This window comes from Agrococcus sediminis (assembly GCF_007923295.1).
Lineage (GTDB): Bacteria > Actinomycetota > Actinomycetes > Actinomycetales > Microbacteriaceae > Agrococcus > Agrococcus sediminis.
The window spans coordinates 321,676-347,977 of sequence record NZ_VOIR01000012.1; the positions used below are offsets into that span (position 1 = coordinate 321,676).

A 26,302-nucleotide genomic window follows, 5' to 3' on the forward strand; every position below is an offset into this window, starting at 1 on the left:
ACGACGACGAGGAGCACTGTGACCGATCAGCCCGCGCAGCCCTGGAGCCCACCGCCCGGCCAGTTCGGGCAGCCCAAGTACGGGCAGCCACCGTACGGGCAGCCCCAGTACGGCCAGCCGCCGTACCGGCAGGCGCCGTACGGCGCGGCACCCGTCCCCTACGGCCAGCCGCGGCAGCCGCCCGCGCCCACGCGACCCGCGCTGCTGCCGGCGGCGCTCCCGATGCGCGGGCAGGCGTTCGTCGGCGCCTTCCGGCCGCTGTCGAAGCGGGTGGGCCGCTGGTTCCTCGCGTGGGCGATCGCCATCGGCTTCTTCGCCGCGGGCCAGATCGTCGCGCTCGCCCTGCTGATGCCCGGCGTCGTCGACCTGTTCTCGCAGCTCGACCCCACGAGCGCGCCGACCGAGGAGGAGTTCCTGGACGGGCTCACGCAGCTGATCGGCTCACCGCTCGGCATGCTGGGCGTGAACCTCTCCTGGGCGGCGATGATCCCCGGCACGATCGTCGCGATGGCGGCGTTCGGCAAGGGCGCCGCCGGCTTCGCCTCGAGCGTCGTCGGCCGCTGGCGCTGGCGCGCGGTGGGCCGCTCGGCGATCGTGCTCCTGCCGGTCTTCGCGATCTACATCGGCATCTCGCTCTGGCTGGACCCGTCGGTCGAGTGGCAGTGGGACCCGAACTGGGCGCTCGTCGCGATCGTGCTGCTCACGACACCGCTGCAGGCGACCGGTGAGGAGTTCGCGATCCGGGGCTTCCTGACCCAGATGCTGGGCGGCTGGATCCGGAACCAGTGGCTCGCGTCGATCACGATGGGCGTGCTCACCGGGCTCGCCTTCGGGGCCGCTCATCTGCATCCGTCGTTGTCGGCCACGCTGCAGCTCGCGCTCGTGGGCTTCACGTGCTCGATGCTCACGTTCCGCACGGGCGGACTCGAGGCCGCGTCGGTGCTGCACACGGCCAACAACGTCTTCATCATGGTGCCGCTCGCGCTCACCGGCACGTCGGCCTTGTCGGCGCAGCCGGTCGCGGGCGAGGACTGGCTGTCGTTCGGCGTCACCGCGCTGGCGCTGGCGGTCGCCTACCTCGCGGTGCACTTCTTCCTGGCGAAGGAGCAGCGGTGGACGACCGGCACACCGGCGGCCGACCTGCTCGAGCCGCAGGCGCCCGTCGCGGCGCCCGAGCCCGTCGGGGCGCGCTGAGCTAGGCGCGCGGCGGGGCGTCGGCCGGCGGCGTCGACGCGACCTGGGGCTGCGCGTCGCCCTCGGCCGCGGCATCGGCCGCCGCCAGGGGCCGCTCGCCCTTCGGCGGCAGGCCGGCCTTGGCGCGCTCCTCGGCCTCGATGCGGTCGTACTCGCGACGGGCCGTGCGATCGCCGCGGATGATCATCCGCAGCACCATCCAGAAGATGAGCCCGAGCATGATCGTCGGGATGAGCGAGAAGATCGCGTTCCCCCACCAGCTCTCAGGCATGCCCCCACCCTACCGCGCGCATCCGCCCCTCACGGGGTGAGCAGCGCGCGCACCCGCTCGCGACCGATCGCGAGCAGCAGCGTGGGGATGCGCGGACCCGTCTCGCGGCCGACCAGCAGCCGGTAGAGCAGGGCGAAGAAGGCGCGCTGCGCGGCCGAGAGCTCCTTGTCGCCCTTGACGATGGCGTCGGGCTCGAGCCCGCGCTGCACCTTCGCGACGCCGTAAACCTGGTGGGTGAGCCCGTCGAGCGTCCACGCCTCCTCGAGCGGCGGCAGGCCCTGCCCGCCGTCGAGCAGCAGCGCGATCGCGTCGCGCTCGGTCTCGGTGAGCGCGAGCAGCGCCTCGCGGTCGGGGGCGTCGCGCACCGCCGTGTGCTCGTCGGCGGGCATGTGCGTGGCGACCCACGCCTCCACCTTGTCGAGCCGCGGCCGCAGCGGGTCGAGGTCGACGATCGGGTCGTCGGCGTCGAGGCCGCCGAGGATCCGCAGGATCTGCGCCTCGTCGCCGAAGGTGATGTCGACGACGGATGCGAGGGTGCGGTAGGGCACGCGGCGCGGCGTCTCGGGCAGGCGCTCGTGCGCCGTCGAGACCGCCCGCTCGAGCGCGGCGAGCTCGGCCGGCTGCGCGGTGCCGGCGGCGGCCTTCCGCGCGAGCGCGTCCCACTCGTCGTAGGTGCGCTGCAGCTCGGAGCCGAAGGCGACGTCGAACGACTGGTTCATGCGGCGACGCGCGTAGAGCCAGCGCAGCACCGGCGCCTCCATCACGGCGAGCGCGTCGGCGGGCACGGGGGCGCCGCCGCGCGATGACGACATCTTGGCGACGCCGCCGAAGCCGACGAAGGCGTACATCGGGCCGAGCGGCCGCTGCCAGCCGAACACCGGCGCGAGCTCGAGCCCCACCTGGAAGGACGAGCCGGGCGACTGGTGGTCGACGCCGGAGGGCTCGAAGACGACCCGCTCGTACGCCCAGCGCATGGGCCAGTCGACCTTCCAGACGAGCTTGCCCGAGCGGAACTCGCGCAGCAGCACCGTCTCGCGGTGCCCGCAGGTGCACGAGTACGTCATCTCGGTCGAGTCGTCGTCGTACGCCTCGATCGACGTGAGGTCCTTGCCGCAGCGCGTGCAGTAGGGCTTGTAGGGGTAGTACTCGCCGCCGCTCGAGCCGTCGTCCTCGGTCGCGGCGCCGGATCCGGCGTCGAGCGCCGCCTGCAGCGCCTCGTCCTCGTCCTTCGCCGCCGGCAGGGTGCGGAACTGCGCGAGGATCGCGTCGATCTCGCGGCGGTGGCGCATCGCGTGCAGGATCTGCTCGGTGTAGGCGCCGGCCCGGTACTGCTCGGTCTGGCTGATGCCGCGGTAGCGCACGCCGGCCTCGGCGAACGACGCCTCGGCGGCGCTGCGGAAGTGCGCGGCCCACGAGTCGTGCTCGCTGCCGGGCGGGGCGGGCACGCTCGTGAGCGGCTTGCCGATGTGCTCGGCCCACGTCTCGTCGACGCCCTCGATGCCGGCCGGCACCTTGCGGAAGCGGTCGTAGTCGTCCCAGGAGATGATGTGCTCGGTGTCGACGCCGCGCCGCTGCAGCTCGTCGACGACGAGGTGCGGGCTCATGACCTCGCGGAAGTTGCCGAGGTGGATGGGCCCGGAGGGCGAGATGCCGGATGCCGCGACCGGGCGCGAGCCGCGGCGCTCCGCCTCGGCGATCACCTCGTCGGCCAGGCGGGAGACCCAGTCGGCGCGCTCGTGCTCGGCAGTGCTGTCGTCAGGCGTCTCGGTCGTCTCGGTCACGACGTCCGATCCTACCGGCGGGCGGACCGTGCCCGTCGGTCAGGCGATCGTGAAGACGGCGTTGTCGATGAGCCGCACCGCGCCGACGCGCGCCGCGACGAGCACCTGCACGGGCCCGTGGTGCTCGGCCGGCGCGAGGCGGAACGTTGCCGGGTCGACGATCGCGAGGTAGTCGAGCTGCACGCCCGTGTCGGACTGGAACACCGACTGCGCGGCGGCGAGCATCGCCTCGACGCCGCGGTCCGCGGCCGAGCCCGCCGCGGCCAGCGCGCGCGACAGCGCCAGCGCATCCGCCCGCTCCCCCGGCCGCAGCATGCGGTTGCGGCTCGAGAGCGCGAGGCCGTCGGGCTCGCGCACCGTGGGCACGCCGACCACCTCGACGGGCAGGTTCAGGTCGCGCACCATGCGCCGCACGAGGAACAGCTGCTGCGCATCCTTCTCGCCGAAGAGCGCCACGTCGGGGCCGACGATCGACAGCAGCTTCGTGACGACGGTCAGCACGCCGTCGTAGTGGCCGGGCCGGCTGCGGCCCTCGAGCACCATGCCGAGGTGGCCGGCCGTGACGAGCGTCTCGCTTCGGCCGCCGTCCGGGTACATCTCGTCGACCGTCGGCATGAAGACCGCGGCGACCCCGAGCTCGGCGAGCGCCGCGGTGTCGGCGTCGGGCGTGCGCGGGTAGCGGTCGAGATCCTCGTGCGGCCCGAACTGCATCGGGTTGACGAACACGGAGGCGATCACGAGGTCGGCGCGCTCGAGGCCGGTGCGCACGAGCTCGGCGTGGCCCTCGTGCAGCGCGCCCATGGTCGGCACGAGCGCGATGCGCCGCCCGTCGGCGCGGGCATCGCGCACGAGCGCGCGCACCGCGTCGATGGTGGTCAGGGTCTGGATGGGCTCGGGCACCTGGCCAGCCTAGGCGCGCGGGCGCTCAGGGCCGGGCTCGAGCAGCGGCTCAGGGCTCGACCGGCGGGTCGGGGTAGCGCGCGAGCGCGGTCTCGACCGCCGAGCGGACGACGCCGCCGAGCACGCGGGAGGGCCGCTCGATGCCGATCTCGTGCAGCTGGCGCAGCGCCTGCGCGACGATCCCCTCGGCGAAGCCGCGCGCGGCCTCGAGCGCCTCCGCGTACGCCGGGCGATCGGCCTCCTCGACGACGATCGGCTCGCCGCCCATCTCGACCGCGAGCGCCTGGCCGATCGGCAGCACGGGGCGCGGCGCCGTCACGGCGATGGTCGCCTCGAGCAGCCGCGCGAGGTCGAGCGAGGTGCCCGAGAAGGTCATCGCCGGGTGCAGCGCGATCGGGATCGCGCCGCGCGCCGCGGCCGGGCGCAGCACCTCGATGCCGTGCTCGGGCGCGGTGTGCACGACGATCTGGCCGGGCTGCCACGCGCCGGTCGCGGCGAGGCCGGCCACGAGGCCCGGCAGCTCGTCGCTCGGCACGGCGATGAGCACGAGCTCGCTGCGCTCGACGATCGTGGGCGCGTCGAGGATGGCGACGCCCGGCAGCACCGCCTCGGCGCGGTCGGCCGCCTCCTCGCCCGTGGCGTCGATGCCGACGATCGCGTGGCCGGCGCCCGCGAGCGCCGCGCCGAGCACGGGGCCGACACGGCCGGCGCCGATGATGCCGACGCCGAGGCGGCCGGGCCTCATCGCTCGTCCCGGGGCCGCTGCCAGCGGGCGTCGGGGTGCTGGTGCGGTGGGATCGGGGGCGGGGTGGTCTCGACTCGAGCCGGACGCGCGGCGACCGGATCGGCTCGGCCGGCGGAGGAGGGCGGGGCGGCGGGGGGTGGGGCGGAAGGCGGCGGGGCGGCCTGCGTGACCGTCGGCGGCCGCATGAGGCCGTCCTGCACGGCCGGCGCGGTGGCGAGCACCGCGTGGCGCGACAGCGACGACGCCCACGACTCCGACCCATCGCGGTCGATCGCGACCTTGATCGTGCGCATCGCGTGGTCGAAGAGCAGCGCCGCGTCGCGCTGGTCGATCGCGCCGATGCCCGGCGAGAGCACGGTGTCGGGCACGTGGAGCTGCACCTTGCCGAGGCGCGCGAGGCCGTAGAGCGGACCCTGCTGCAGCGCCACCGACTGCACGCGCGCCTGCGGCACGAGCTGCAGCGAGCGCCAGATGCGGCCGTGCCGCAGCAGGAAGGCGGCCGGGTGCACGTGGAAGCCGTTGCGGCGCACCGAGAACCAGCGGAACACCCGAGCGCGCGGCGGACTGACGACGAACGCGTCGGGTGCCTGGCCGAAGAGCCCCTGGTCGATGAGCAGCGAGTGGGCGAGCTCGGGGAGCACGAGCCCGACGACCGTGCGCACGTCGCGCAGGTCGCCCACCGGCAGCAGGTAGCTCGCCATCTGGCTGCTCTGCCCTGTGCCCGACCCGTCGGGCTTGATCTTGCCGGCGCGCGTGAACGTCACCTGCCACCAGCCGAACGGCCGCCACAGCAGCGGCTGCTTCACCTGCAGCGCGAAGATGCGGCCGGGCGGGATGATCTCGGTCGTCGTCGACGCGAGCCCGTAGGCCAGGCGGATGCCGTCGGGCGTCGCCGCGATCGAGTAGCGCAGCTTCGACCCGAGCGACTTCACGCCCGCCGCGAAGAAGGCGATGGCGCCCGGCAGCAGCGCGAAGATCGCCCAGAACTGCTGGAAGCCGATGATCGCGACGCCGGTGGCGACGACGTAGGCGATCGCCCACACGATCCAGCCGTCGAGCAGCGACGAGATGACGATGCGCACGACGGGGATGCGCACGAGCGAGTCGGGCGCGAGGTGGGCGATCTCGGCGTCCGGTCGCAGCAGCTCGTCGACGACGCCGCCGGGTGCGCCCGCCTGCCGCTGCGCGGCGAGGCGCTGGGCGTCGGCGGCCGACCTGCCCGACGCGCGGTCCATGATCTCGAACCGCAGCGCATTCGCCACCGACGAGCTCAGGTAGTCGAGGTCGACGTTGGAGTCGTTGCCGGCCTGCTGGATCTCGAGCTTGCAGGCGCCGAGCAGCCGCGCGAACCAGGGCCTCTGGATGTTGATGGCCTGGATGCGCGCGAGTGGCGCGCGGCGGTGCCGGCGGAAGAGGATGCCCTGCTCGACCTCGACCGCGTCGCCCGTGATGCGGAAGCGGTGCACGCGCCAGGCGAGCCAGAAGAGCACGATGCCGAGCAGCACGAGGCCCACGACGCCGAGCGAGACCCACAGCAGCTGGTCGAGCACGAAGTCGCCGAAGGGGTCCTGGTCGAAGTCGGCGTCCCACTCGTCGGGCACGAACATGCCGATGATGCGGTCGCGGAACGAGGAGACGACGATGCCGAGGAAGATGATGAGCGCGAGCCCGCCGCGCAGCAGCGGCGTCGCGGGGTGCAGGCGGTGCCACTCGCCGTCGACGAGCCCGATCGCCCGCGCGCGCGCCTGCTGCGCGGCGCTCGGGACGGGCGCGGCAGGCGGGGGCGCCTGCGGCGGAGGGGCGGTCGTCACAGGCCGGCCCGCCGCGACTCCGACACGGCGACCAGCCGGTCGCGCAGCTCCTCCGCCGTCGAGCCGGGCATGCCGGGGATCGTGATCGCGCTCGACGCGGCCGCCGTGACGAACTTCAGGGTCTTGAGCCCGAACATCCGCTCGATCGGCCCCTGCGTGATGTCGACGATCTGCATGCGGCCGTAGGGCACCGCGACGAAGCGGCGGAACAGCATGCCGCGGCGCACGAGCAGGTCGTCGGGCCGTTGGAGGTAGCCGATGGTGCGGGTGCGCAGGAACGCCCAGACCACGCCGATGAGCGCGAGCGCGCCGGCGGCGGCGAGCGGCAGCCAGCCCCACCACGGCATGCGCTGGTCGTTGGCGAGCCAGATGGGCACGGTGGCGCCGAGGGCGACGATCAGCCAGCCGATGACCGAGCCGATCGACTCGACGACCGCGTAGCGCATGCTCACGCGCTGCCACTCTCCGGTGACGTCCAGGCGCTCGGCCACGGTTCCCTCCCCCGTCGTCCGGCGGGCAGCCGGAGGCCCCCGCGGACCCGCCTCCAGGCTAGTGCGAGGCGGCTGAGGGGCGGGTCTGGGATACTGCCGCGGTGAAGGCAGAGACGGAAGAGCGCACGCGGCACACCGGCAGATGGGTCGCCGTCGGGATCGTCGGCGTCATCGTGCTCGCGCTGCTCGCGGCGATCGGCTGGTACTTCCTGCGCGTCAACCCGTCGCTGCAGCAGGTCGAGACCATCGAGACGGCGTTCCCCGAGGAGTCGCTGCGCCCCACCGAGGCCGCGACCGACGGGGCCGCGCCCATCAACGTCCTGCTCCTCGGCAGCGACTCGCGCGCCGCCGACGGCTCGCTGCTCACGGGGCTCGGCGACCGCGCCGACACGATCCTCGTCGCGCACATCCCGCCGGACCGCGAGACGATGCAGCTGATGTCGATCATGCGCGACTCGTGGGTCGAGATCCCGGGCCACGGCATGAGCAAGATCAACGCCGCCCTCTCGCTCGGCGGCGTGCCGCTCATGGTGCAGACCGTCGAGGGCGTGATCGACCAGCGCATCGACCACATCGCCATCATCGACTTCGACGGCTTCGAGGGGCTCACCGAGGCGCTCGGCGGGGTGACCCTGCAGAACGACATCGCCTTCGGCTACCAGGGCTACGACTACCCGCAGGGCGAGATCACGATCCAGGGCGAGGAGGCGCTGATGTACGTGCGCGCCCGCTCGCCCTTCCCCGACAGCGACTACCAGCGCACCTACAACCAGCGCGCGTTCCTGCGCGGGCTCATGGAGCAGCTGATGACGCGCGAGAACCTCACGAACCCCGACCGGATGGCCGACATCCTCGCGCAGGTCTCGCCCTACATGGCCACGAGCGACACGTTCTCGCTGCCGACGGTCATCGACCTCGGGCCGCAGCTGGCATCGCTCGACTCGAGCGACGTGCGCACCTTCACGATGCCCACCCTCGGGGTCGGCATGGAGGGCTCGCAGTCGGTCGTCTACGTCAACTGGGACGGCGTGGAGGAGATCCGCGCGGCGTTCGACGAGGAGTCGATGACGACCTTCGAGCCGGCGCCCGAGCGCTAGGCGCGCCTCAGGCGGCGCCGCGCACCGCCGCGCCCGCCTCGTCCTCGTCGTCGGGCGGCAGCACGCACCAGTGCTCGGCGACGAGGCCCGCGATGAGCTGCAGCAGCCCGCCGACCGCGACGACCGCGAGCGCGAGCACGGCGTCGTCGGCGACGACGACGCGGGTGGCGAAGAACGCGAGCGCGCCGAGCGCCGCGCCGCCGAGCAGCGCGCCGACGAGCGACGACGCCTTCGCGAAGCCGAGCACGCTCGTCGCGTGCCGGTAGCCGATGCGGCGCTTGCCGTGCGCGGCCTGCCGCACCGGCCACGCGACGAGCAGCAGCACCGCGCCGAGCACCCCGAGCGCGGGCCCGAGCGTGATCGGCGGCACGATCGCCGGCCGCCCCGACATCACGAGCATGGTCTCGAGCGCCCACGCGGCGATCGCCGCGAGCAGGGTCGCGACGATCAGCACCGGGGCGGTCGTGCGGGTCACGCGAGCCGCCACACGTCGCCGTCGGCGTACTCCGCGAGCTCGGCGATCGGGCCGTGGCCCGGGAGCGACGCCTCGGGCTCGAGCTCGAGCCACGGCTGCAGCACGAACTGCCGCTCGTGGGCGCGAGGGTGCGGCAGCACCAGGCGGTCCTCGGCGCGCTCGACGCCGCCGATCGTCACGATGTCGATGTCGATCGTGCGGCTCCCCCACCGCTCCGCGCGGACCCGGCCGAGCGCATCCTCGACCGCGTTGACGGCGTCGAGCAGGTCGAGCGGCTCGAGGGTCGTGCCGACGATGAGCACGACGTTCACGTAGTCCGGCGAGAGCCCCTCGCCGTCGGGGTGCCACGACGGCGACTCCCACGCGCTCGAGCGCTCGAGCACGCGGATGCCGTCGATCGCATCGAGGGCGCGCACGGCCGCGTCGATGGTCGCGAGGCGGTCGCCGAGGTTGGCGCCGAGCGAGAGCACCGCGCGACGCTCGAGCGCGAGCCTCATCGGATGCCCGTCCCGTGGCGCAGCCGCGCTCGCTGCACCGTGACCGACACGTCGGCGAACGGCACGGCGATCGGCGCGCTCGGCTTGTGCACGGTCACGACCGCGTGCGCGACGCGGCGGTCGTCGAAGCACGCGTGGGCGATGCGGTCGGCGAGCGTCTCGATGAGGTCGACCGGGTCGCGCTCGACCTCGGCGACGATGCGCTCGGCCAGCTCGCCGTAGTGCACGGTGCGCGTGACGTCGTCGCTCGCGACCGCGTCGCGGATGTCGAGGCCGAGCTCGACGTCGACGACGAACTCCTGCCCCGCCGCGCGCTCCTCGGGCAGCACGCCGTGGTGGCCGCGCGCGCGGATGCCCTGCAGGCGGATGGTGCCGTGCAGCCGCTCGACGTCGTCGAGCACGACGTCCCAGTCCGGCCCGTCGGCGCGGCGCACCGCGTCGAGCGCGCGCAGCGCCGACACGGTGGAGGCGACGTCGTGCACGCGCACGGCGGCGGCGCCGCGCTGCGCCGCGAGCATCGAGGTCGCGGCGGTCGCGGCGTCGCGCTCCTCGGGCGGCGCGCCCTCGGGCACGAGCGCGCCGAGGAAGCGCTTGCGGCTCGTGCCGACCAGCAGCGGCAGCCCCAGCTCGATCACGCGGTGGAGGCCCGCGAGCAGCCGCCAGTTGTCGTCCGGCTGCTTGGAGAAGCCGAAGCCGGGATCGAGGATGATGCGCTCGCGCGCGATGCCGGCGGCCTCCGCCGCGGCGACGCGCTCCTCGAGGTGGGCGACGACCTCGGCGACGACGTCGCCGTAGTGCGTGTCCTGCGTCACGTCGATGCCGCGCGAGTGCATGAGCACGATGCGGGCGCCGCCCTCGGCGACCGCGGCCAGCATCTCGGGGTCGTGGAGCCCCGCGGTGACGTCGTTGACGATCTCGGCGCCGGCGGCCATCACGGCGCGCGCGGTCGAGGCGTGGATGGTGTCGACCGAGACGCGGATGCCCTCCCGCACGAGCTCCTCGACGACCGGCAGGATGCGCGCGAGCTCCTCGGCGGGATCGAGCGGCGTCGCGCCGGGCCGGGTGGACTCGCCGCCGATGTCGATCACGTCGGCGCCCTGCGCGCGCATCCGCCGCGCGTGCGCGATCGCGGCGCCCGCGTCGACGTAGCGGCCGCCGTCGCTGAACGAGTCGGGCGTGACGTTGAGGACGCCCCACACCTCGCTCATCGGCGCTCCCCGATGAGCGCCATGATCTCGGCGCGCTCGATGGGCTCCGCGAGCGCTCCGCGGCTCGCCACCGTGACCGTCGACGACTTGGCCTGCCGCGCGCCCCTGGCCGCGACGCATCCGTGGCCCGCCTCGACCACCACGAGCACGCCGCGCGGGTCGAGCCCCGCGACGAGCGCGTCGGCGATCTCGTCGGTGAGGCGCTCCTGGATCTGCGGGCGCGAGGCGATCGTCTCGACGACGCGGGGGATGCGCCCGAGGCCCACGATGCGGTCGCTCGGCAGGTAGGCCACATGGGCGACGCCCGTGAACGGCAGCAGGTGGTGCTCGCACATCGAGCGGAACTCGATGTCGCGCAGCAGCACGAGCTCGCCCGACTCGCCCGCGAGGTCGGCGGAGTCGAGGTGCGCCGTCGGATCCTCGCCGACGCCCGAGAAGTACTCGGCGTAGGCCTCCGCCACCCGCCGCGGCGTCTCGGCCAGGCCGGGCCGCGCCGGGTCGTCGCCGATCGCCGCGAGGAGCTCGCGGACTGCCGCCGCGATCCTCTCCCGGTCGACGGCCATCAGCTGGCGGGCTCGGTCTCGACGTCGGGCTCGACGACCTCGTCGACGTGCTGCGAGACCGGCAGCTCGATCGGCGGACGGTCGCTCACCGGGCGGTCGGGGTGCGAGAGCCACTGGGGCCGCTCGGGCAGCTTCTCGACCTCGGCGAAGATCGCGGCGAGGCGCACGTGGTCGAGCGTCTCCTTCTCGAGCAGCTCGCCCGCGAGCCGGTCGAGCACGTCGCGGTTGGTGTTGAGCACCTGCCAGGCCTCGGTGTGCGCCTGCTCGATGAGCGCGCGCACCTCGCGGTCGACGGCCTCCGAGAGGGTGTCGGAGTAGTCGCGCCCGCCGCCCATGTCGCGGCCGAAGAACGCCTCGCCCTGCGCGGCGCCGAGCTTGACCGCGCCGATCGCCGCCGTCATGCCGTACTCGGTGACCATCTTGCGGGCGATGCCGGTGGCCTTCTCGATGTCGTTGCCGGCGCCCGTGGTCGGGTCGTGGAAGACGATCTCCTCGGCGACGCGGCCGCCCATCGCGTAGGTGAGCTGGTCGAGCAGCTCGTTGCGCGTGACCGAGTACTTGTCGTTCACCGGCAGCACCATCGTGTAGCCGAGCGCGCGGCCGCGCGGCAGGATCGTCACCTTCGTGACCGGGTCGGAGTGGCGCATCGCCGCCGCCGCGAGCGCATGGCCGCCCTCGTGGTAGGCCGTGATCAGCCGCTCCTTGTCGTTCATCACGCGCGTGCGCCGCTGCGGGCCCGCCATCACACGGTCGACCGCCTCGTCGAGCGCCTCGTCGGTGATCTGCGTGGCGTTGGTGCGCGCGGTGAGCAGCGCCGCCTCGTTGAGCACGTTCGCGAGATCGGCGCCGGTGAAGCCCGGCGTCTTGCGCGCGAGCACCTCGAGGTCGACGCCCTCGGCCATGGGCTTGCCCTTGGCGTGCACGGTGAGGATGGTCTGCCGGCCCTTCATGTCGGGGGCGTCGACGCCGATCTGGCGGTCGAAGCGGCCCGGGCGCAGCAGCGCCGGGTCGAGGATGTCGGGGCGGTTGGTGGCGGCGATGAGGATGACGTTGGTCTTCACGTCGAAGCCGTCCATCTCGACGAGCAGCTGGTTGAGCGTCTGCTCGCGCTCGTCGTGCCCGCCGCCGAGGCCGGCGCCGCGGTGGCGGCCGACCGCGTCGATCTCGTCGACGAAGATGATCGCCGGCGCGTTCTGCTTCGCCTGCTCGAACAGGTCGCGCACGCGGCTCGCGCCGACGCCGACGAACATCTCGACGAAGTCGGAGCCAGAGATCGAGTAGAACGGCACGCCGGCCTCACCCGCGACCGCGCGGGCGAGCAGCGTCTTGCCCGTGCCGGGAGGGCCGTAGAGCAGCACGCCCTTCGGGATGCGCGCGCCGACCGCCTGGAACTTCGAGGGGTCCTGCAGGAACTCCTTGATCTCGCCGAGCTCCTCGACCGCCTCGTCGGCGCCGGCGACGTCGGAGAACTTCACCTGCGGCATGTCCTTGGTGATCAGCTGGGCCTTCGACTTGCCGAACTGCATCACCCCGCGGTTGCCGCCGGAGAGGCGCGTCATGAAGAAGTAGAACAGCGCCGCCAGCAGCAGCACGGGCAGCAGGATGCCCATGAGCGAGAGCAGCCAGTTGCTCTGCGGCACCTCGTCGATGAACCCCTCGGCGGGGTCGGCGGCGGTGATCGCGTCGACCAGCTCCTCGCCGCGCGGCTCGACGTAGTAGAACTGCACCTGCTTGCCGAACTCGGCGTCCGGCTCGGTGAGGATGAGGTCGACGCGCTGCTCGCCGTCGACGATGCGCGCCTGCTCGACGCGGCCGTCCTCGATCATCTGCATGCCGACGTCGGTCTGCACGGGCCGGAACTGCGGCGTCATGAAGAAGCTGAACGCGACAGCGACGATGACGAGCGCGAGCACGATCCAGGGGATCGGACCGCGCAGGAACTTCTTGAAGTCCATGACGTCCTTCTTGGTCGGATTGCACCAGGCTAGCCCCGCGCATCCGCACGGGACCGGCCTGTTCGCTGAGGGCGCGGGCTACGGCAGCAGCTCGAGCGACATGAGGATCGCGCGGATGGTCGCGAACTCCTCGGAGCCCACGTAGGCCTGCGCATCGGCGAGCGAGCCGACCGCCCACGGGGCGCCCTCGCCGGAGCCGGTGACGATCGTCTCCGAGCCGAAGGAGACGAGCCCCTGCTCGGAGTCGAAGGCGTTGATGATCGGGCAGCGCGGCGACTGCGCCTCGGCGGCCGGGCGAAGCCCCATGCTCACGATCCACTGCTCGCCGAGCTGGAGCGCCGCCGCGCCGAAGGCCACGCCGGTGGCGCCGGTGATCGTGACGTCCTGCCGGTCGAGGCCGAGGGTGCGCCAGCCCACCGCGGTGCCCGCGGCGTCGACGCAGCCGGTGGGCAGCGACGCGAGCGTCTCGCCCGTCGCGCCGATCGTGAGCGCGAGCTGCCGCTCGCCGTCGGCGCGCAGCACCGCGAGGCCGCCCGAGATCTCCTCGGTCGACCACTCGGGCGGGATGCGGAAGGTGGCGACGCCGGCGACGGGCACCTGCTGCCACGCGCTCGTGTCGACGCCGGCGATCTCGGGCGGCAGCGACGACTCCACCTCCGGGGCCGGAGGCTCGGCGGGCGCGGTGGGCGGCGGCGCGGTGATGCCGGGCGGGATCGACGGCTGCGGCGTCGGCGTCGGCGCGGTCGAGCAGCCGACCAGCGCTGCAGCGACGACGGCGACGGCGAGCGGCGCGAGCGCGCGTGCGGAGGACCTCATCCCAGCATCCTCCCAAACGATCGCGCGCCCGTGCCTGGGAGCCGACCGAGTGCCGTGCTCAGGGCGCCTCCTCGAGCACCGGGGCGCCAGTGAACTCGAACGAGGAGAGGACGTCGACGAGCAACGCGGCCTCCTCACCGGCGAACCAGTCGCGCGCAAGCTGCTCGGAGCCGAAGTCGATGGTGGTGTCCGGCTCTCCCGCAGCCCCGGCTCCATCGGCGGTCACCGACACCTCGGCGATGCGGTTGCCGAGCCAGAGCACGCCGGTCTGGTCGAGGCACGTCTCGTGGCTCGGGTCGATCGTGGTCGTCATGCCCATCGTCGTGGACCATGCGCCGGGCGCGGCGTCGTTGCTCCAGGTGCTCGCCTCGGCGAGCTCCCCGAGCACGAAGCTCGGGCCGGCCGAGCCTCCGGACTGCTCGATGACCGCCCGCGCCTCGGGGCTGTACGGGTCGACGGGAGCCTTGATCGGGGTCTCGTAGATCGGCCGGCAGTCCGCGAAGTCGGTGCCGTACGCCTCCCGGTACCAGAGCATCTGGGCACCGTCGCCATCGAGCACGACGAGCTCGTTGAGCCAGCCCGGGCCGCGGTCGTACATCTCGGAGGCCTCGCCCATCGCGCTGCGGTCGTCGACCGACCACCCCTCGGGCACCGCGAACCGCACCGCGCCGTCCTGCGACTCGAACGCTCGCCACAGCTCGGCCGAGGCGCTCGGCTCGGGCGTGGCGGATGCGGTGGGCGCGGTTGTCGGCGCGGGCTCGGCCGCGGGGCTCGAGGGAGCCGCGGGCGCGGCAGGCTGCGCGCATGCGGCGAGCGCGAGCGCGGCGAGGACGGCGGCGGATGCGCGGAGCGCGCGGACGGCGGTGCGGGACATCGTGACTCCTTCGGGCGGGCCGGGCGGCCCGTGCTCACCGACATGTCCGATCCTGCCCGCCGGTCACGCCCGGCGGGTCACGATCAGGTCACGATCGCGGCATCACTCGTAGACGTGCGGCGCGAGCACGCCGATGCCGCGCAGGTTGCGGTACTGCTCGGCGTAGTCGAGGCCGTAGCCGATGACGAACTCGTTGGGGATGTCGAACCCGCAGTACTTCACGTCGACCTCGACCTTGAGTGCGTCGGGCTTGCGCAGCATCGTGCAGATCTCGACCGAGGCGGCGCCGCGGGACTCGAGGTTGCCGCGCAGCCACGAGAGCGTGAGGCCGGAGTCGATGATGTCCTCGACGATGAGCACGTTGCGCCCGGTGAGGTCGCTGTCGAGGTCCTTGAGGATGCGCACGACGCCCGAGGAGACGGTGCCGGAGCCGTAGGAGGAGACGGCCATCCAGTCCATCTCGATGTGGCGGCGCAGCGCTCGCGAGAGGTCGGCCATCACCATCACCGCGCCGCGGAGGACGCCGACGAGCAGCAGGTCCTTGCCCTCGTAGTCGGCCTCGATCTGGCGCGCGAGCTCCTCGAGCTTCGCGTGCAGCTCCTCCTCGGTGACGAGCGTCTTCGAGAGGTCTGCCTCGACGTGCGTGAAGTCCATGTGCGCTCCTGAGCGGTCGGCATCGGCGGTGCGACCAACCTACCGGCGACGCGGAGGGACGCGCGTCGCTCAGCGCCGGATGACGCCCCGGCTCACTGCGGCCCCTCGAGCAGCTCGAGCGAGCGGAACATCTCGATGAGCTGGTCGTACTCCTCGGTCGCGGCGTACGCGACGCCCTCCTCCAGCGAGGCCATCCGCCAGCGGTCCGGGTCACCGGTGGTGCCGAAGCCGGTGGACGGGTAGCCCTCGGGCGTCGGCACGTCCGAGTAGGTCAGGCACGGCACGCTGTCCTCCCGCACATCGCTGAGCGAGTGCCCGGCGAAGAACCACGCGGTGTCGGCGGTCTGCTGGCTCGAGAAGGCGACGAGCCGACCCTCCTCGACCGGCCCGACGAAGCTGGTCAGCGGTCCCTCGGCGGTCTGCACCGCCTCGTCGAGGTGCACGACGGCGGGCACGTACCCTGTGCCGTCGCCGTCCCAGTCGTCGCACACGCCGCCGCGGTCGCCGCCGGTGTAGTGGCTGCTGAAGAACGCCAGCACCTCGCCGTCGGCGTCGGAGATGTCCATGCGGTTCATCCATCGACCGTCGAGCTCACTCTCGCCGCTCTCGTCGACGATGCTCCAGCCGGCGGGGATCCGCCAGCGGAAGAGCCCGTCCTCGGTCTCGATGCGCTGCCAGTCCGCGGTCGCATCGGCGGTCGGCGTGGGCGATGGCTCGGCCGTCGGCGTCGGCGCGGGCGTCGACGACGTCGACGCCGAGGTCGAGGCGGGCGCGGTGGGCGCCTCGGCTGCGCTCGAGCAGCCGACGAGCAGCAGCGCGGCCGCGATCATCGCGGGCGCGAGACGGCGGCGCTGCACGGGGTCAGGCCGCGACGAAGACGAGCCTGCGGCCCTCGCGGCTCACGCGGATGCCGGGCAGGTGGATGGGCCCCTGGCCGTGCCAGTCGGTGACGAGCCGCGAGACCTCGAGCGTCTGCTGCCGCGAGAGCGCGACGTGGAACTCGCTCTGCACCGCGAGCCGGATGATGCGCTGGCGCAGCGCCGGCGGGTTGGCCGCGAGCGCACCTGCGTCGAGCGACAGGCCGCCCTCGGCGTGCTCGACGAGGTCGAGGATCTGCTCCTGCGCGAAGTGCGCGAGCGCCTCCGCGTCCTCTCGGAGCGTGTCGGCGGTGCGGGTGAGGGCGAGCGCGACGCCGCCGCCGAGCACCTCGTCGAGCATCGGCAGCACGCGGTGCCGCACGCGCACGCGCAGGAAGCGGTCGTCGTCGTTGTGCGGGTCGCTCCACGGCTCGAGCCCCTGGTCGCGGCACGCCTGGTGCGTGGTCGCGCGCCGCACCTGCAGCAGCGGGCGGCGCAGGAAGCCGATGCGCGGGTGCATGCCCCAGAGGCTCTCGGGGCCTGAGCCGCGCGCGAGCCCGATGAGCACGGTCTCGGCCTGGTCGTCGAGCGTGTGGCCGAGGAGCACGGCGGATGCGCCGGCCTCCTTGCGCGCCTGGAGGAGGGCCGCGTAGCGGGCCTGGCGGGCGGCCGCCTCGGGGCTCCCGTCGTGCGCGACCTGCACGGGCAGCACGCGCACGGGGTCGAGGCCGAGCTCGCGCGCCTGGTCGGCGGCGCGCTCGGCGATCTCGGCGCTGCCCGGCTGCAGCCCGTGGTCGACGACCACGGCGCCGGCGCGGCGGCCGGAGCGCTGCGCCTCGAAGGCGGTCGCGGCGGCGAGGGCGAGCGAGTCGGGGCCGCCGGAGAGCGCGACCAGCACGAGCGCTCCCTCGGGCAGGTCGTCGATGGCCTCGCGCACCGCCCGCCGGACGTCGGCGACGGCGGGCGTCAGCCGCGGTCGACGGTCGCTTTCGGGCATGAAGTAACCTTATGCCGATTCCCCACCCCCACGAGAAGGAGCCGCCGTTGGCCGCCTACGACGTCGTCATCGAGATCCCCAAGGGGAGCCGCAACAAGTACGAGGTCGACCACGAGACGGGCCGCGTCTACCTCGACCGGGTGCTGTTCACGACCTTCGTCTACCCCACCGACTACGGCTTCTTCGAGGGCACGCTCGGCCTCGACGGCGACCCGGTCGACGCGCTCGTGCTGCTCGAGTACCCGGTGCCGCCGGGCGTCTTCGTGCGTGCGCGCCCGGTCGGCCAGCTCAACATGGAGGACGACGGCGGCATCGACACGAAGGTGATCTGCGTGCTGGAGAAGGACCCGCGCTGGGCCCACATCCAGGACATCGACGACGTGCCCCAGCAGATCCGCAACGAGATCGAGCACTTCTTCCTGCACTACAAGGACCTCGAGCCCGGCAAGTGGGCCAAGCTCGGCGACTGGGAGGGCGCGGAGGCCGCGGAGGCGACCGTCCAGGCCGGCATCGCCGCGTTCGACGCCGAGCACGGCGACCAGACCGGCGAGTCGGTGGAGAAGCCCGAGGGCGGACGCGACATCGACGACTGACGCGCGCAACGAGACGAAGGGGGCGCACCGCGAGGTGCGCCCCCTTCGTCGTGCCGGGTCGGTCAGCGCAGGTAGACGCCGCGGGCGTTGAGGAACGACTCGGGGTTGACGAGCGTGCCGCCGACGCGGATCTGGAAGTGCAGGTGGCAGCCGGTCACCCAGCCGGTGCTGCCCTCGTAGGCGATCACCTGTCCGGCGCTCACGCGCTGACCGGGAACGACGCTGGCGGGTCTGATCATGTGGTAGTACTCGGTCTGCACGCCGCCGCCATGGTCGATGTAGAGCATGTTCGCGCCATAGATGTCGCGGGAGCGGAGCGTCACGACGCCGCTGGCCGCGGCGTAAATGGGCGAACCACAGCCGCCTGCGATGTCCACTCCGGCATGCAGCTTGCGGCCGAGCTGGCCGACCGGGTCGTTGCGCATCCCGTAGCCCGACGTGAAGCGTCCGTACAGGGGAGTCTGCCAGCCGCTGCTGGCGGGGGGCGCCACCGGGACGGAGCTGCCGCCACCGCTCGACGAGCCGCCTCCTCCCGAGCCGCCGCCAGCCGCAGCCCGAGCCGCGGCTTCCGCGGCGGCCTGCGCCGCGGCCTCGCGCTGGCGCTGCTGCTCGGCGAGCCAGCGCTGCCGCGCCTCCTCGGCCTCGCGGCGCTCGCGCTCGATGCGCAGCCGCTCCTGCTCGGCGAGGTACGCCTGCCAGCGCTGGCCGGCCTGGTAGTCGGCCTCGGTGGCGGCGCGGTTCTCGACGAGCACCGACAGCTGCGCCTCGAGCACGACGCGGTTGTTCTGCTCCTCCTCGACAGCGGCCTGCGCGGCCATGGCGGCCTCCTGCGCGGCGAGGTAGGCGGCGTCGGCCTCCTCCTTGAGCTGGCCGAGCGCGTCGCGCGCGACGGCCGCCTGGTCCTGGAGGGCCTGCGCGGTGTTGGAGTCCTGCTGCGCCTGCTGGTAGAGCGAGTCGGCGGTGCCGGCGGCGCGATCCATGAGGTCGAGGCGGTAGAGCCAGCTGTCGGCAGAACCGGGGTTGGCGAAGAGCTCGGCGCTCATGTCGCCGGTGCCGCCGCTGCGGGCGAGCTGCGCGGCGAGCTGGCCGGCGGCGAGCTCGGACTCGCTGGCGCGGGCCGACGCCTCGTCGGCCTGCTCCTGCAGGCGCTGGGCGACCGCGACGGCCTCGTCGTAGACGCGCTGCGCCTCGATCGCCTCGGCGGCCTTCTGGTCGGAGAAGGCCTGCGCGTTCACGGCCTCGGTCTCGAGCTGCGCGATGAGGCCGCGGATCTGCTCGATCTGGGCGTTCTTCGCGGTCACGTTGCCGCGTGCGGCCTCGACCTCGGCCCACGTCGGGTAGCCCCACTGGTCCTCGGCGTTGGCGCTCGGGGCTCCGGGCACGACCATGACGAGCACGAGGCTGGCGACTGCCGCAGCCGTGGCGAGGCCGTGGCGGAGGGCGCGCAGGCGCGACCGATCCGCGAGGCCTGGGGCCGGCCGGCTGGGGTGGGCCATGTCGCTCCGTTCGAGCAGCGCGCGGCTGCATCAGTCAACATCGTGCACCCGGGCTGCGCCCGTGTCACGACACACATCGGGAGCCACGCTATCAACTTTCATGTTCCACCTGAAGGTTCCGTTCAGCCGACACTGAGGCGGGTGTGTCGCCGGAACCGCCGCCCGGGTCACACCAGGGGCTCGCCGCGCGGGTCGGCCCCGGTTTGCACGGCGGCCTCCGCGTGCTGTAACGTCATCCCTCGGTAGTCATGTGCTCCGGCGCATGGCCCCATCGTTTAGCGGCCTAGGACACCGCCCTTTCACGGCGGCAGCACGGGTTCGAATCCCGTTGGGGTCACTCACTGCGGATTCACTCTGTACGATGGGACTACCGGTATGGCCCTGTAGCGCAGTCTGGTTAGCGCGCCGCCCTGTCACGGCGGAGGTCGCGGGTTCAAGTCCCGTCAGGGTCGCCATTGCCCTGGCCCTCTCTCACGAGAGGGCCTTGTGCAAGGGCGGGCTCCGGTCCGCCGGGTTCGAGAGAGCCAGGCTCTGTAGCTCAGTTGGTAGAGCGCACGACTGAAAATCGTGAGGTCACGGGATCGACGCCCGTCGGAGCCACAGCAGAAGCCCCCGCCAAGCGGGGGCTTCGTCGTTGGTGCGGCAATCCTGATCGTGCGACACGCCGCATCCGCCCGCCGCCCGCGGCGCCGGCCCGTCTGGCGCGAGCCCGCGACGCGACCTAGGCTCTCGACCGTGACGACGCCGATGCCGCCGACGGATGCGTCCGGCGACGCATCCGGGACGGCCCGCCCCTCCCCCGCCCGCGCCTGGGCCGCGCGGCATCGCCGCGCTCGGGCTCACCGGCGCGGTCGTCGCCGCGGCCATGGCGGTGCTGTGGACGCTCGTCGTCCCCGAGCAGGCGGCTGCTGCGACGGGCGTGCAGCAGCTGGCGCTGCGCTGGGGCCACGCGGCGACCTGGGCGCTGCTCGCGGTCGTCGGCGCGCTGGTCGCCCTCGACGCCGCGCCGCGGCTGCGCTCCGCGCTCGCCTGGGCGAGCCTCGCCTGCTACGCGGCGTTCCTGCTCGCGCTCTGGCTCTAGTCGGCCAGCAGCCCGCGGAGCGTCGCGGCATCCTCGTTCGCACCGAAGGCGGGGAAGCCGGGCTGGAGCCGCAGCCCCGCCGCGAGCGACTCGAGCACGACCGGGTCGAAGCCGAAGCCGTCGACGAGCGCGGCGGCCTCGGTGACCGCGTCGGCGTCGTCGCCGGCGACCGCGATCGCCCGGCGCTGCGGGTGGCCCGCCGGCCGCGGCCAGTCGGCGAGGTCGTGGTAGCCCATGTGGTTGAACGCCTTCACGACCCGAGCCCGCGGCATCGACTCCTGCACGATCACGCTCGTCGGCCGCTCGGGATCGGTGAACTCGTCGCGGATGCCGTCCGTCTCCCACCAGTAGTTCATCGCGTCGATGACGAGCCGCCCCTCGAGCGCCTCGACGGGCAGGCGGTGGTGCTGGCCAAGCGGCAGGGCGAGGATGACGACGTCGGCCGCGGCAGCCGCATCCGCGGACCGCATCGCCTCCGCCCCCGGCGCCAGGTACTCGGCGATGAGCCGGATGCGCTCCGGGCTGCCGGAGCCCGCGATGAGCGTGCGGTGGCCCGCGGCGAGCGAGAGCCGCGCGAGCACCGTGCCGATCTTGCCCGCACCCAGGATCGCGACCGTGCGGGTCTCGCGGGGTCGGTCGATCGTGGCGGTGGTCGTCTCGACCTCATGCGGCATGCGGCTGCTCCCCCTGCTGTGGCTCTCGGATCCGACAACGCCCGCGGGCGCGCGGCGATTCCCGCGTGCGGCCCGGCACCCACCGACCACCGTACGGTGGTCGCATGCGGTACCGGTGGGATGCGGGAGCGGTCGAGGTCGACGGCGAGGAGGTCGCGCGCACGGGCGCGCGCTTCTGGAGCGAGTCCGCGGAGGTCGAGGTGCTCGGCGAGGACTGGGCGTTCCAGCACGGGCCGAGCGGCCTCGCGGCCGCGCGGGACGGCGAGGTCGCGATCGCGCTGGAGCGCGGCGGCCTGCTCGCGTCGCGATGGCGCATGGAGGGTCCGAGCGGCGCCACCGAGCTCGTGCGCACCACCAACTGGCTGCTCGGCGCGCTCTGCCTCGACCTCGAGCAGCGCGGCACGAGGATCGGCTCCGTCGCGCCGGCGGGCCCGTGGCGCTACCGGCCCGAGCTCGCGCTCGAGGCCGGCCTGACGCACGCCGAGGCGGTCTTCGTGCTGTGGGCCGCGTACCGCATGGAGATGCGACGGCCGGGCTCGCGCATCGCGATGTCGGGCTACGGCGGCGGTGCGAGCGGCGCCGTCGGCTGAGCTCAGTCGGTCGAGTCGACGAGCGGCTCGCTCGCCGCGTCGGGCTCGGCGAAGCGGTGGAAGCGGCGCCCGCTGACGCGCGCGAGGTCGATGCGCACGAACTCGCGCTTCACCGTCGGCACGAGCGGATGGATGGGCAGCCGCTCGGCCGCCTCGACCTCGCTGCTCGACTCGAGCCGGCGCGCCTTGCCGTGGCCGATGACGCTCCACGCCTCCTTCGCCCCGATGTGGTCGATCTCGACGACCACGTCGTCGGCGAGCAGCACGCCCGCGAGCTTCGTGCCCGGCGCGGTGCGGAACGTGATCGCGCCGCCGGCCGCGTGGTAGTTGATCGGGAACACCTCGAGGGCCTCGCCGACGCGGAACGCGATGCGCCCGAACTCGAACGCGGCCAGCAGCTTGTGGCACTCCGCCTCGCTGATCTCGTGCACCGGGTTCTCGTCCATGCCGTCATCGTGGCATCCCGGGCCGCGGCGCACCACCCCCGCCGGTCAGGGCTCGAGGCGCTCCTGCGCGAGCCGGGCGGCGAGCCCGGCCTCGTCGGCGAGGCGCGGCTCGGTCGTGCGCTCGGGGTTGATGCCCGCCTTGCCGGCGTAGAACGCGCGGATGCGGTCCATGTCGGTCGGGACATCCCCCGTGAGACGGATGGTCGGGCCGAGGCCCGTGGTGCCGGTGATCGAGTCGACGAAGCCGAGCGTGACGGGGATCCCCGCGTCGTACGCGATGCGGTAGAAGCCGCTGCGCCAGTGCGTCGAGCTGCGCGTGCCGTCGGGCGTGACGACGATGGCGGCGCGAGGGTCGTGGCGCACGAGCTCGACCACGCGCTCGACGAGGCCCGCGGGGTCGTCGCGGTCGACGGGGATGCCGCCGAGCCAGTGCATGACGCCGCCGAACGGGCCCTGGAACAGCTCTCGCTTGCCGAGCCAGCGCACCGGGAGCCGCGCATCCCACGTGATCGCGAGCATGAGCACGAAGTCGCGGTTGGAGGTGTGCGGGGCGCCGATCAGGAGGCGCGGGCCCACGTGCGCCGGCTGCTCGCGCACGAGCCGCCAGGGGCTGAGCCGCCAGTGCAGCTGCGCGATCGCGTGCCGCACGGGCTGCCGGCGGGAGGAGCCTCCGGTCATCGCCTCGTCGCCAGCATCGGGCAGTCGAACGGGTCGCGGGCCGCGAGGCCGACGCGGTTCAGGTGCCGCACGACCGAGCCGTAGGCCTCGACGAGGTTGGTCTCGGTGTAGGGGATGCCGTGCTCGGCGCAATGCGCGCGCACGATCTCGCTCGCGGCACGCAGGTGCGGGCGCGCCATGTTGGGGAACAGGTGGTGCTCGACCTGGTAGTTCAGGCCGCCGAGCAGCATCGTCATGCCCCAGCCGCCGATGTTGCGGGAGGTGCGCACCTGCTTCGTGAAGAAGTCGAGGCGGGCGTCGCGGCTGACGGTCGGCATGCCCTTGTGGTTCGGGGCGAAGGATGCGCCCATGCCGACGCCGAAGACGGCCAGCTGCACGCCGAGGAACGCGAGCGCCATGAGCGGCGGCATGACCCACAGCAGGAAGGTGATCAGCAGCGTGAAGCGCAGCGTGATGAGCCCGAGCTCGAGCCAGCGGCCGTTGACCTCGCGGCGCTCGAAGAGCGTGGCGATCGACCGCACGTGCAGGTTGATGCCCTCGAACGTCAGCAGCGGGAAGAAGAGCCAGCCCTGCCGGCGGGTGATCCAGCGCTGGGCGCCGCGGGCTCGCTTGGCGTCGCTCGGGAGGAACGAGATCGTGTCGATCTCGATGTCGGGGTCGCGGCCGATCTGGTTGGGGTTCGCGTGGTGGCGCGAGTGCTTCGTCTGCCACCACTGGTGGCTGATGCCGACGACGCCCGCGGCGAGGATGCGGCCGAGCCGGTCGTTCGCGGGGCCGGACTTGAACACCTGGCGGTGCGAGGCCTCGTGCGCGATGAACGAGATCTGGGTGAGCACGACGCCGAGGGCGGCCGCGATGGCGAGCTGCCACCACGAGTCGCCGAGCAGCACCGAGCCGACGAGCAGGCCGACGAGGGCGACGCCGAGACCGGCCATCAGCCAGCCGTAGAAGCCGACGGTGCGCTCGAGCAGGCCGGCGTCGCGCACGGCGCGGGCCACGACGCGGAAGTCAGCCCGCGGCGCGTCGGTCTGCCGCTCGCTGGCGGGAATGGTCGAGCGGAGTGCTCCGGCGGTGATCATTCCTTCAGCGTATGGCGTACGCAATTCCGCTCGCGGTATGTACCCCTATGAGTCGGCCATGAGGGGCGGATGGCGAGAGGGGGATGCCGGCGCCGGCATCCCCCTCTCCTCCCGCTCGGTCAGCGGGTCGCGACGTGCGCCTCCTCGGCGTCGGCCGACGCATCCGTCGGCACCGTCTCGACCGAGTCGACCGACGGCGCCGAGGCGGCCGAGTCGAACGCCGACGGCGGCAGCGGCGCGGCGCCCGCCTCGACGATCGGCTGCGCGTCGGGGTCGGTCGCCTTCGCGCGCTTCTCGGGCACCGGCAGCTCGCCCGCCGCGCGGAGCGCCGCGTAGTGGGCCATCGCCTCGGCCTGGCGGGCGCCTTCGGCGCCGCTGGCGATCCGCGCGCGCAGGTGCTCGTCGCCGAGCCCGAAGGCCGCGACGAGGTCGAGCGCGTGCGGGCGCAGCTTCTGCAGCAGTCGCTCGATCGTGGAGGTGACGGCCTTCGAGCGGGCGCCCGAGAGGCGGCCGTGCTCGAGGTGCCACGCCGCGTGCTCCTCGATGATCGTGAGCGCGAAGAGGTCGCGCACGTGCGTCATCACCTTGCGGGTCGCCTCGGGCATCCGCTCGACCGCGGCAGCGAGCGCGTCGTACTGCTGCAGCTCGACCCAGGCGCGGGCGGCCTCGATGAGCTCGTGCTGCTCGTCGTTGAACGCGGCCGCGGCCTGCGCCTGGTCCTTCGGCGCGTGGCGCAGGCGACCGGCGATGTCGGCGACCATCGTCTCGACGCGGTCCTCGAGCAGGTCGCGCTGCACGTCGCGGTCGCGCAGGGCGATCGACGACTTCTTCACGTTGCGCAGGTCGCGCACGTCCTGCGACAGGGTGCGCAGGCCCACGAGCGCGGTCGCGCGGTCGAAGAGCTGGTCGGCGGCGAAGCGGGCGATCTCGGCCTTCGACGCGCCCTTGAACTGCTTGGAGAAGTCGCCGAGCAGGCGCTTGCCCACCAGCTGCAGCAGCACGGTGTTGTCGCCCTCGAACGTGACGTACACGTCGAGGTCGGCGCGCAGCTGCACGAGGCGGTTCTCGCCGAGGAAGCCGGCGCCGCCGCACGCCTCGCGCGCCTCCTGCAGCGTGTCGAGCGCCTGCCAGGTGGAGAGCGCCTTGAGCCCGGCGGCGAGCGTCTCGAGGTCCTCGCGCTCCTCGGGGGTGTCGCTGCGGCCCGAGAAGACGCCGTCGAACTTCGCCAGCAGGATCTCGTGCGCGTAGCGCTGCGCGTAGGCCTTGGCGAGGCGCGTGAACAGGCGCCGCTGGTGGCGGCGGTAGTCGAGCAGCACCTCCTCCTGCGTCTCGCTCGACGCATTGAACTGGCGGCGCTCGGCGCCGTAGCGGATGGCGATCGCGAGCGCGGCCTCCTGCGCGACGACCGCGGCGCCGTCGAGCGACACGCGGCCCTGCACGAGCGTGCCGATCATCGTGAAGAAGCGCCGGCCCGGGCTCGCGATCGGGCTCGAGTAGGTGCCGTCGGGGGCGACGTCGCCGTAGCGGTTCAGCAGGTTGGTGCGCGGCACGCGCACGTGCGTGAAGTGGAGGCGGCCGTTGTCGATGCCGTTGAGCCCGCCCTTGTAGCCGTCGTCCTCGCCGCCGATGCCGGGCAGGAAGCTCCCCTCGTCGTCGCGCAGCGGCGTGTAGAACGCGTGCACGCCGTGGTCGACGCCCTTCGTGATGAGCTTCGCGAAGACGACCGCGTGCTTGCCGTGCAGCGCGGCGTTGCCGAGGTAGTCCTTCCACGCGCCGCGGAAGGGCGTGTGGATGACGAACTCCTCGGTCGCCTCGTCGTACGTGGCGGTCGTGGCGATCGACGCGACGTCGGACCCGTGGCCCGTCTCGGTCATCGCGAACGCGCCCGGCACATCCAGGCGCATGATCGGCGGCAGGAACGTGTCGTGGTGGTGCTGCGTGCCGAGGTGCAGCACGGCGGCGCCGAACAGGCCGTACTGCACGCCCGACTTGATCTGCAGGCTCGGGTCGGCGAGCACGAGCTCCTCGAAGCCGGCGATGTTGCCGCCGTGGTCGTCCTGGCCGCCGAGGTGCGACGGGAAGGCCGCGAGCACGGCGCCGTCGTCGACGAGCTGCCGCATCTGGCCGAGCACGCGCTCGCGATGCTCGGCGACCGTGAGGTCGTCGATGCGCTGGTAGCGGGGGTCTGCGACCTTCGCGCGGGCGGCGAGGCGGCGCTCGGCCCACGTGCCCAGCAGGTCGCGGCCGAGCCACTCCACGTCGACCTGGCCCTGCAGTCGCGGGCGGGTCTCGGCGCTCGCGCGGTGACGGTCGGCGCGGGCGGGTGCGGACGTGCGGTCGGCCATGGTTCCCCCTTCAGGACGGATGCGCCCCCACGGTAGGCGCGTCGACCAGGGGGGCGGTCAGTGGTTGGACGCCCGTGCAACGACGGGCGCGGGCCGGCGCGACCGGTTGTGCCGCATCCACAACGGCCCGGGGC

General features: G+C 73.3%; 27 protein-coding genes and 3 tRNA genes. 8 read left to right on the top strand and 22 right to left on the bottom strand.

Annotated elements, in window-relative coordinates:
- Positions 1 to 18: 18 nt before the first annotated feature.
- Positions 19 to 1,194: a CPBP family intramembrane glutamic endopeptidase gene (locus FQ330_RS05200; protein ID WP_128188769.1), complete on the top strand. Its 1,176-nt coding sequence runs from the start codon at positions 19 to 21 to the stop codon at positions 1,192 to 1,194.
- A 1-nt stretch (position 1,195) separates the two neighbouring features.
- On the opposite strand, the gene FQ330_RS05205 is transcribed toward FQ330_RS05200, so the two are convergent.
- The 6 genes from FQ330_RS05205 to FQ330_RS05230 are packed head-to-tail and all read right to left on the bottom strand — an operon-like array spanning position 1,196 to position 7,193.
- On the bottom strand, positions 1,196 to 1,465 hold the full coding sequence (locus FQ330_RS05205) for a hypothetical protein (protein ID WP_128188770.1): 270 nt from the start codon (positions 1,463 to 1,465) through the stop codon (positions 1,196 to 1,198).
- 29 nt (positions 1,466 to 1,494) lie between these two features.
- Entirely contained in the window at positions 1,495 to 3,246 is a 1,752-nt protein-coding gene (locus FQ330_RS05210; protein ID WP_128188771.1) for a lysine--tRNA ligase, read from the bottom strand.
- Positions 3,247 to 3,285: 39 nt separating this feature from the next.
- Positions 3,286 to 4,146, bottom strand: a complete 861-nt coding sequence (gene panC, locus FQ330_RS05215) for a pantoate--beta-alanine ligase (RefSeq protein ID WP_128188772.1) — start codon at positions 4,144 to 4,146, stop codon at positions 3,286 to 3,288.
- A gap of 49 nt (positions 4,147 to 4,195) precedes the next feature.
- Positions 4,196 to 4,891, bottom strand: a complete 696-nt coding sequence (locus tag FQ330_RS05220) for a Rossmann-like and DUF2520 domain-containing protein (RefSeq protein ID WP_146355754.1) — start codon at positions 4,889 to 4,891, stop codon at positions 4,196 to 4,198.
- Positions 4,888 to 6,702 carry a PH domain-containing protein gene (locus tag FQ330_RS05225; protein WP_146355756.1) on the bottom strand — a complete coding sequence of 605 codons (1,815 nt, stop codon included), beginning with the start codon at positions 6,700 to 6,702 and terminating at the stop codon, positions 4,888 to 4,890. Before FQ330_RS05225 ends, FQ330_RS05220 begins: the two co-directional genes overlap by 4 nt.
- Positions 6,699 to 7,193 carry a PH domain-containing protein gene (locus FQ330_RS05230; protein WP_128188775.1) on the bottom strand — a complete coding sequence of 165 codons (495 nt, stop codon included), beginning with the start codon at positions 7,191 to 7,193 and terminating at the stop codon, positions 6,699 to 6,701. The genes FQ330_RS05225 and FQ330_RS05230 overlap by 4 nt, the downstream gene beginning before the upstream one ends.
- A gap of 101 nt (positions 7,194 to 7,294) precedes the next feature.
- Here FQ330_RS05230 and FQ330_RS05235 point away from each other — a divergent pair, with 101 nt between their 5' ends.
- A complete protein-coding gene (locus FQ330_RS05235) occupies positions 7,295 to 8,290 on the top strand; it encodes an LCP family protein (protein WP_146355758.1) in 996 nt (331 codons plus the stop codon).
- 7 nt (positions 8,291 to 8,297) lie between these two features.
- Here the strand turns inward: FQ330_RS05235 and FQ330_RS05240 are convergent, their stop codons facing one another.
- From FQ330_RS05240 to tilS, 10 genes are all read right to left on the bottom strand, one after another.
- Positions 8,298 to 8,765, bottom strand: a complete 468-nt coding sequence (locus FQ330_RS05240) for a DUF3180 family protein (RefSeq protein ID WP_164877050.1) — start codon at positions 8,763 to 8,765, stop codon at positions 8,298 to 8,300.
- Positions 8,762 to 9,262, bottom strand: a complete 501-nt coding sequence (gene folK / locus FQ330_RS05245; protein ID WP_146355760.1) for a 2-amino-4-hydroxy-6-hydroxymethyldihydropteridine diphosphokinase — start codon at positions 9,260 to 9,262, stop codon at positions 8,762 to 8,764. The genes FQ330_RS05240 and folK overlap by 4 nt, the downstream gene beginning before the upstream one ends.
- A complete protein-coding gene (gene folP / locus FQ330_RS05250) occupies positions 9,259 to 10,470 on the bottom strand; it encodes a dihydropteroate synthase (protein WP_146355762.1) in 1,212 nt (403 codons plus the stop codon). The genes folK and folP overlap by 4 nt, the downstream gene beginning before the upstream one ends.
- The gene (folE, locus tag FQ330_RS05255; protein WP_128188780.1) at positions 10,467 to 11,033 is read right to left on the bottom strand and encodes a GTP cyclohydrolase I FolE; all 567 of its coding nucleotides are present in this window, start codon (positions 11,031 to 11,033) and stop codon (positions 10,467 to 10,469) included. The genes folP and folE overlap by 4 nt, the downstream gene beginning before the upstream one ends.
- A complete protein-coding gene (ftsH, locus tag FQ330_RS05260) occupies positions 11,033 to 12,988 on the bottom strand; it encodes an ATP-dependent zinc metalloprotease FtsH (RefSeq protein ID WP_146355765.1) in 1,956 nt (651 codons plus the stop codon). The genes folE and ftsH overlap by 1 nt, the downstream gene beginning before the upstream one ends.
- Positions 12,989 to 13,066: 78 nt before the next feature.
- Complete coding sequence (locus tag FQ330_RS05265) at positions 13,067 to 13,804, bottom strand: hypothetical protein (protein ID WP_146355767.1); 738 nt, start codon at positions 13,802 to 13,804, stop codon at positions 13,067 to 13,069.
- 58 nt (positions 13,805 to 13,862) lie between these two features.
- Positions 13,863 to 14,678: a hypothetical protein gene (locus FQ330_RS05270; protein WP_146355769.1), complete on the bottom strand. Its 816-nt coding sequence runs from the start codon at positions 14,676 to 14,678 to the stop codon at positions 13,863 to 13,865.
- Positions 14,679 to 14,780: 102 nt separating this feature from the next.
- Positions 14,781 to 15,332 carry a hypoxanthine phosphoribosyltransferase gene (gene hpt, locus FQ330_RS05275; protein ID WP_128188784.1) on the bottom strand — a complete coding sequence of 184 codons (552 nt, stop codon included), beginning with the start codon at positions 15,330 to 15,332 and terminating at the stop codon, positions 14,781 to 14,783.
- A 92-nt stretch (positions 15,333 to 15,424) separates the two neighbouring features.
- Positions 15,425 to 16,189 carry a hypothetical protein gene (locus FQ330_RS13260; protein WP_192575850.1) on the bottom strand — a complete coding sequence of 255 codons (765 nt, stop codon included), beginning with the start codon at positions 16,187 to 16,189 and terminating at the stop codon, positions 15,425 to 15,427.
- Between the two features lie 4 nt (positions 16,190 to 16,193).
- A complete protein-coding gene (tilS, locus tag FQ330_RS05285) occupies positions 16,194 to 17,186 on the bottom strand; it encodes a tRNA lysidine(34) synthetase TilS (protein WP_146355771.1) in 993 nt (330 codons plus the stop codon).
- Positions 17,187 to 17,233: 47 nt separating this feature from the next.
- Here tilS and FQ330_RS05290 point away from each other — a divergent pair, with 47 nt between their 5' ends.
- Complete coding sequence (locus tag FQ330_RS05290; protein WP_146355976.1) at positions 17,234 to 17,779, top strand: inorganic diphosphatase; 546 nt, start codon at positions 17,234 to 17,236, stop codon at positions 17,777 to 17,779.
- Between the two features lie 62 nt (positions 17,780 to 17,841).
- Here the strand turns inward: FQ330_RS05290 and FQ330_RS05295 are convergent, their stop codons facing one another.
- On the bottom strand, positions 17,842 to 19,275 hold the full coding sequence (locus FQ330_RS05295; RefSeq protein ID WP_146355773.1) for a peptidoglycan DD-metalloendopeptidase family protein: 1,434 nt from the start codon (positions 19,273 to 19,275) through the stop codon (positions 17,842 to 17,844).
- 264 nt (positions 19,276 to 19,539) lie between these two features.
- On the opposite strand from FQ330_RS05295, the gene FQ330_RS05300 reads away from it, so the two are divergent.
- The 4 genes from FQ330_RS05300 (at position 19,540) to FQ330_RS05315 (ending at position 20,356) form a co-directional block, all read left to right on the top strand.
- Positions 19,540 to 19,612, top strand: a tRNA-Glu gene (locus tag FQ330_RS05300).
- A gap of 40 nt (positions 19,613 to 19,652) precedes the next feature.
- Positions 19,653 to 19,730: transfer RNA gene (locus tag FQ330_RS05305), tRNA-Asp, on the top strand.
- A 72-nt stretch (positions 19,731 to 19,802) separates the two neighbouring features.
- A tRNA-Phe gene (locus FQ330_RS05310) sits at positions 19,803 to 19,875 on the top strand.
- A gap of 160 nt (positions 19,876 to 20,035) precedes the next feature.
- Complete coding sequence (locus FQ330_RS05315; protein ID WP_146355775.1) at positions 20,036 to 20,356, top strand: hypothetical protein; 321 nt, start codon at positions 20,036 to 20,038, stop codon at positions 20,354 to 20,356.
- Here FQ330_RS05315 and FQ330_RS05320 read toward each other — a convergent pair.
- Positions 20,353 to 21,030 carry an NADPH-dependent F420 reductase gene (locus FQ330_RS05320; RefSeq protein ID WP_146355776.1) on the bottom strand — a complete coding sequence of 226 codons (678 nt, stop codon included), beginning with the start codon at positions 21,028 to 21,030 and terminating at the stop codon, positions 20,353 to 20,355. The genes FQ330_RS05315 and FQ330_RS05320 overlap by 4 nt on opposite strands.
- Before the next feature lie 104 nt (positions 21,031 to 21,134).
- On the opposite strand from FQ330_RS05320, the gene FQ330_RS05325 reads away from it, so the two are divergent.
- Positions 21,135 to 21,620: a hypothetical protein gene (locus FQ330_RS05325; RefSeq protein WP_146355778.1), complete on the top strand. Its 486-nt coding sequence runs from the start codon at positions 21,135 to 21,137 to the stop codon at positions 21,618 to 21,620.
- A gap of 2 nt (positions 21,621 to 21,622) precedes the next feature.
- Here the strand turns inward: FQ330_RS05325 and FQ330_RS05330 are convergent, their stop codons facing one another.
- The 4 genes from FQ330_RS05330 to FQ330_RS05345 all read right to left on the bottom strand — a co-directional run bounded on the left by FQ330_RS05330 (position 21,623) and on the right by FQ330_RS05345 (position 26,168).
- The gene (locus FQ330_RS05330; RefSeq protein ID WP_128190539.1) at positions 21,623 to 22,066 is read right to left on the bottom strand and encodes a pyridoxamine 5'-phosphate oxidase family protein; all 444 of its coding nucleotides are present in this window, start codon (positions 22,064 to 22,066) and stop codon (positions 21,623 to 21,625) included.
- Between the two features lie 45 nt (positions 22,067 to 22,111).
- Positions 22,112 to 22,744 (bottom strand): 1-acyl-sn-glycerol-3-phosphate acyltransferase, encoded by a 633-nt coding sequence (locus tag FQ330_RS05335; RefSeq protein WP_146355781.1) that lies wholly within the window; start codon positions 22,742 to 22,744, stop codon positions 22,112 to 22,114.
- Positions 22,741 to 23,823 carry a fatty acid desaturase family protein gene (locus tag FQ330_RS05340; RefSeq protein WP_146355783.1) on the bottom strand — a complete coding sequence of 361 codons (1,083 nt, stop codon included), beginning with the start codon at positions 23,821 to 23,823 and terminating at the stop codon, positions 22,741 to 22,743. Before FQ330_RS05340 ends, FQ330_RS05335 begins: the two co-directional genes overlap by 4 nt.
- 119 nt (positions 23,824 to 23,942) lie before the next feature.
- The gene (locus FQ330_RS05345) at positions 23,943 to 26,168 is read right to left on the bottom strand and encodes an acyl-CoA dehydrogenase family protein (protein ID WP_146355785.1); all 2,226 of its coding nucleotides are present in this window, start codon (positions 26,166 to 26,168) and stop codon (positions 23,943 to 23,945) included.
- Positions 26,169 to 26,302: the final 134 nt, after the last annotated feature.

Excerpts from the sequence above, each read along its gene's own strand:
- FQ330_RS05345 (WP_146355785.1), bottom strand. The coding sequence starts at position 26,168 with ATGGCCGACCGCACGTCCGCACCCGCCCGCGCCGACCGTCACCGCGCG.
- folP (WP_146355762.1), bottom strand. The coding sequence starts at position 10,470 with ATGAGCGAGGTGTGGGGCGTCCTCAACGTCACGCCCGACTCGTTCAGC.
- folE (WP_128188780.1), bottom strand. The coding sequence starts at position 11,033 with ATGGCCGTCGACCGGGAGAGGATCGCGGCGGCAGTCCGCGAGCTCCTC.
- FQ330_RS05220 (WP_146355754.1), bottom strand. The coding sequence starts at position 4,891 with ATGAGGCCCGGCCGCCTCGGCGTCGGCATCATCGGCGCCGGCCGTGTC.
- FQ330_RS05330 (WP_128190539.1), bottom strand. The coding sequence starts at position 22,066 with ATGGACGAGAACCCGGTGCACGAGATCAGCGAGGCGGAGTGCCACAAG.
- FQ330_RS05270 (WP_146355769.1), bottom strand. The coding sequence starts at position 14,678 with ATGTCCCGCACCGCCGTCCGCGCGCTCCGCGCATCCGCCGCCGTCCTC.
- FQ330_RS05295 (WP_146355773.1), bottom strand. The coding sequence starts at position 19,275 with ATGGCCCACCCCAGCCGGCCGGCCCCAGGCCTCGCGGATCGGTCGCGC.
- FQ330_RS05325 (WP_146355778.1), top strand. The coding sequence starts at position 21,135 with ATGCGGTACCGGTGGGATGCGGGAGCGGTCGAGGTCGACGGCGAGGAG.
- FQ330_RS05205 (WP_128188770.1), bottom strand. The coding sequence starts at position 1,465 with ATGCCTGAGAGCTGGTGGGGGAACGCGATCTTCTCGCTCATCCCGACG.
- FQ330_RS05340 (WP_146355783.1), bottom strand. The coding sequence starts at position 23,823 with ATGATCACCGCCGGAGCACTCCGCTCGACCATTCCCGCCAGCGAGCGG.
- hpt (WP_128188784.1), bottom strand. The coding sequence starts at position 15,332 with ATGGACTTCACGCACGTCGAGGCAGACCTCTCGAAGACGCTCGTCACC.
- FQ330_RS05265 (WP_146355767.1), bottom strand. The coding sequence starts at position 13,804 with ATGAGGTCCTCCGCACGCGCGCTCGCGCCGCTCGCCGTCGCCGTCGTC.
- FQ330_RS05320 (WP_146355776.1), bottom strand. The coding sequence starts at position 21,030 with ATGCCGCATGAGGTCGAGACGACCACCGCCACGATCGACCGACCCCGC.
- folK (WP_146355760.1), bottom strand. The coding sequence starts at position 9,262 with ATGAGGCTCGCGCTCGAGCGTCGCGCGGTGCTCTCGCTCGGCGCCAAC.
- FQ330_RS05315 (WP_146355775.1), top strand. The coding sequence starts at position 20,036 with ATGCGTCCGGCGACGCATCCGGGACGGCCCGCCCCTCCCCCGCCCGCG.
- ftsH (WP_146355765.1), bottom strand. The coding sequence starts at position 12,988 with ATGGACTTCAAGAAGTTCCTGCGCGGTCCGATCCCCTGGATCGTGCTC.
- FQ330_RS05335 (WP_146355781.1), bottom strand. The coding sequence starts at position 22,744 with ATGACCGGAGGCTCCTCCCGCCGGCAGCCCGTGCGGCACGCGATCGCG.
- tilS (WP_146355771.1), bottom strand. The coding sequence starts at position 17,186 with ATGCCCGAAAGCGACCGTCGACCGCGGCTGACGCCCGCCGTCGCCGAC.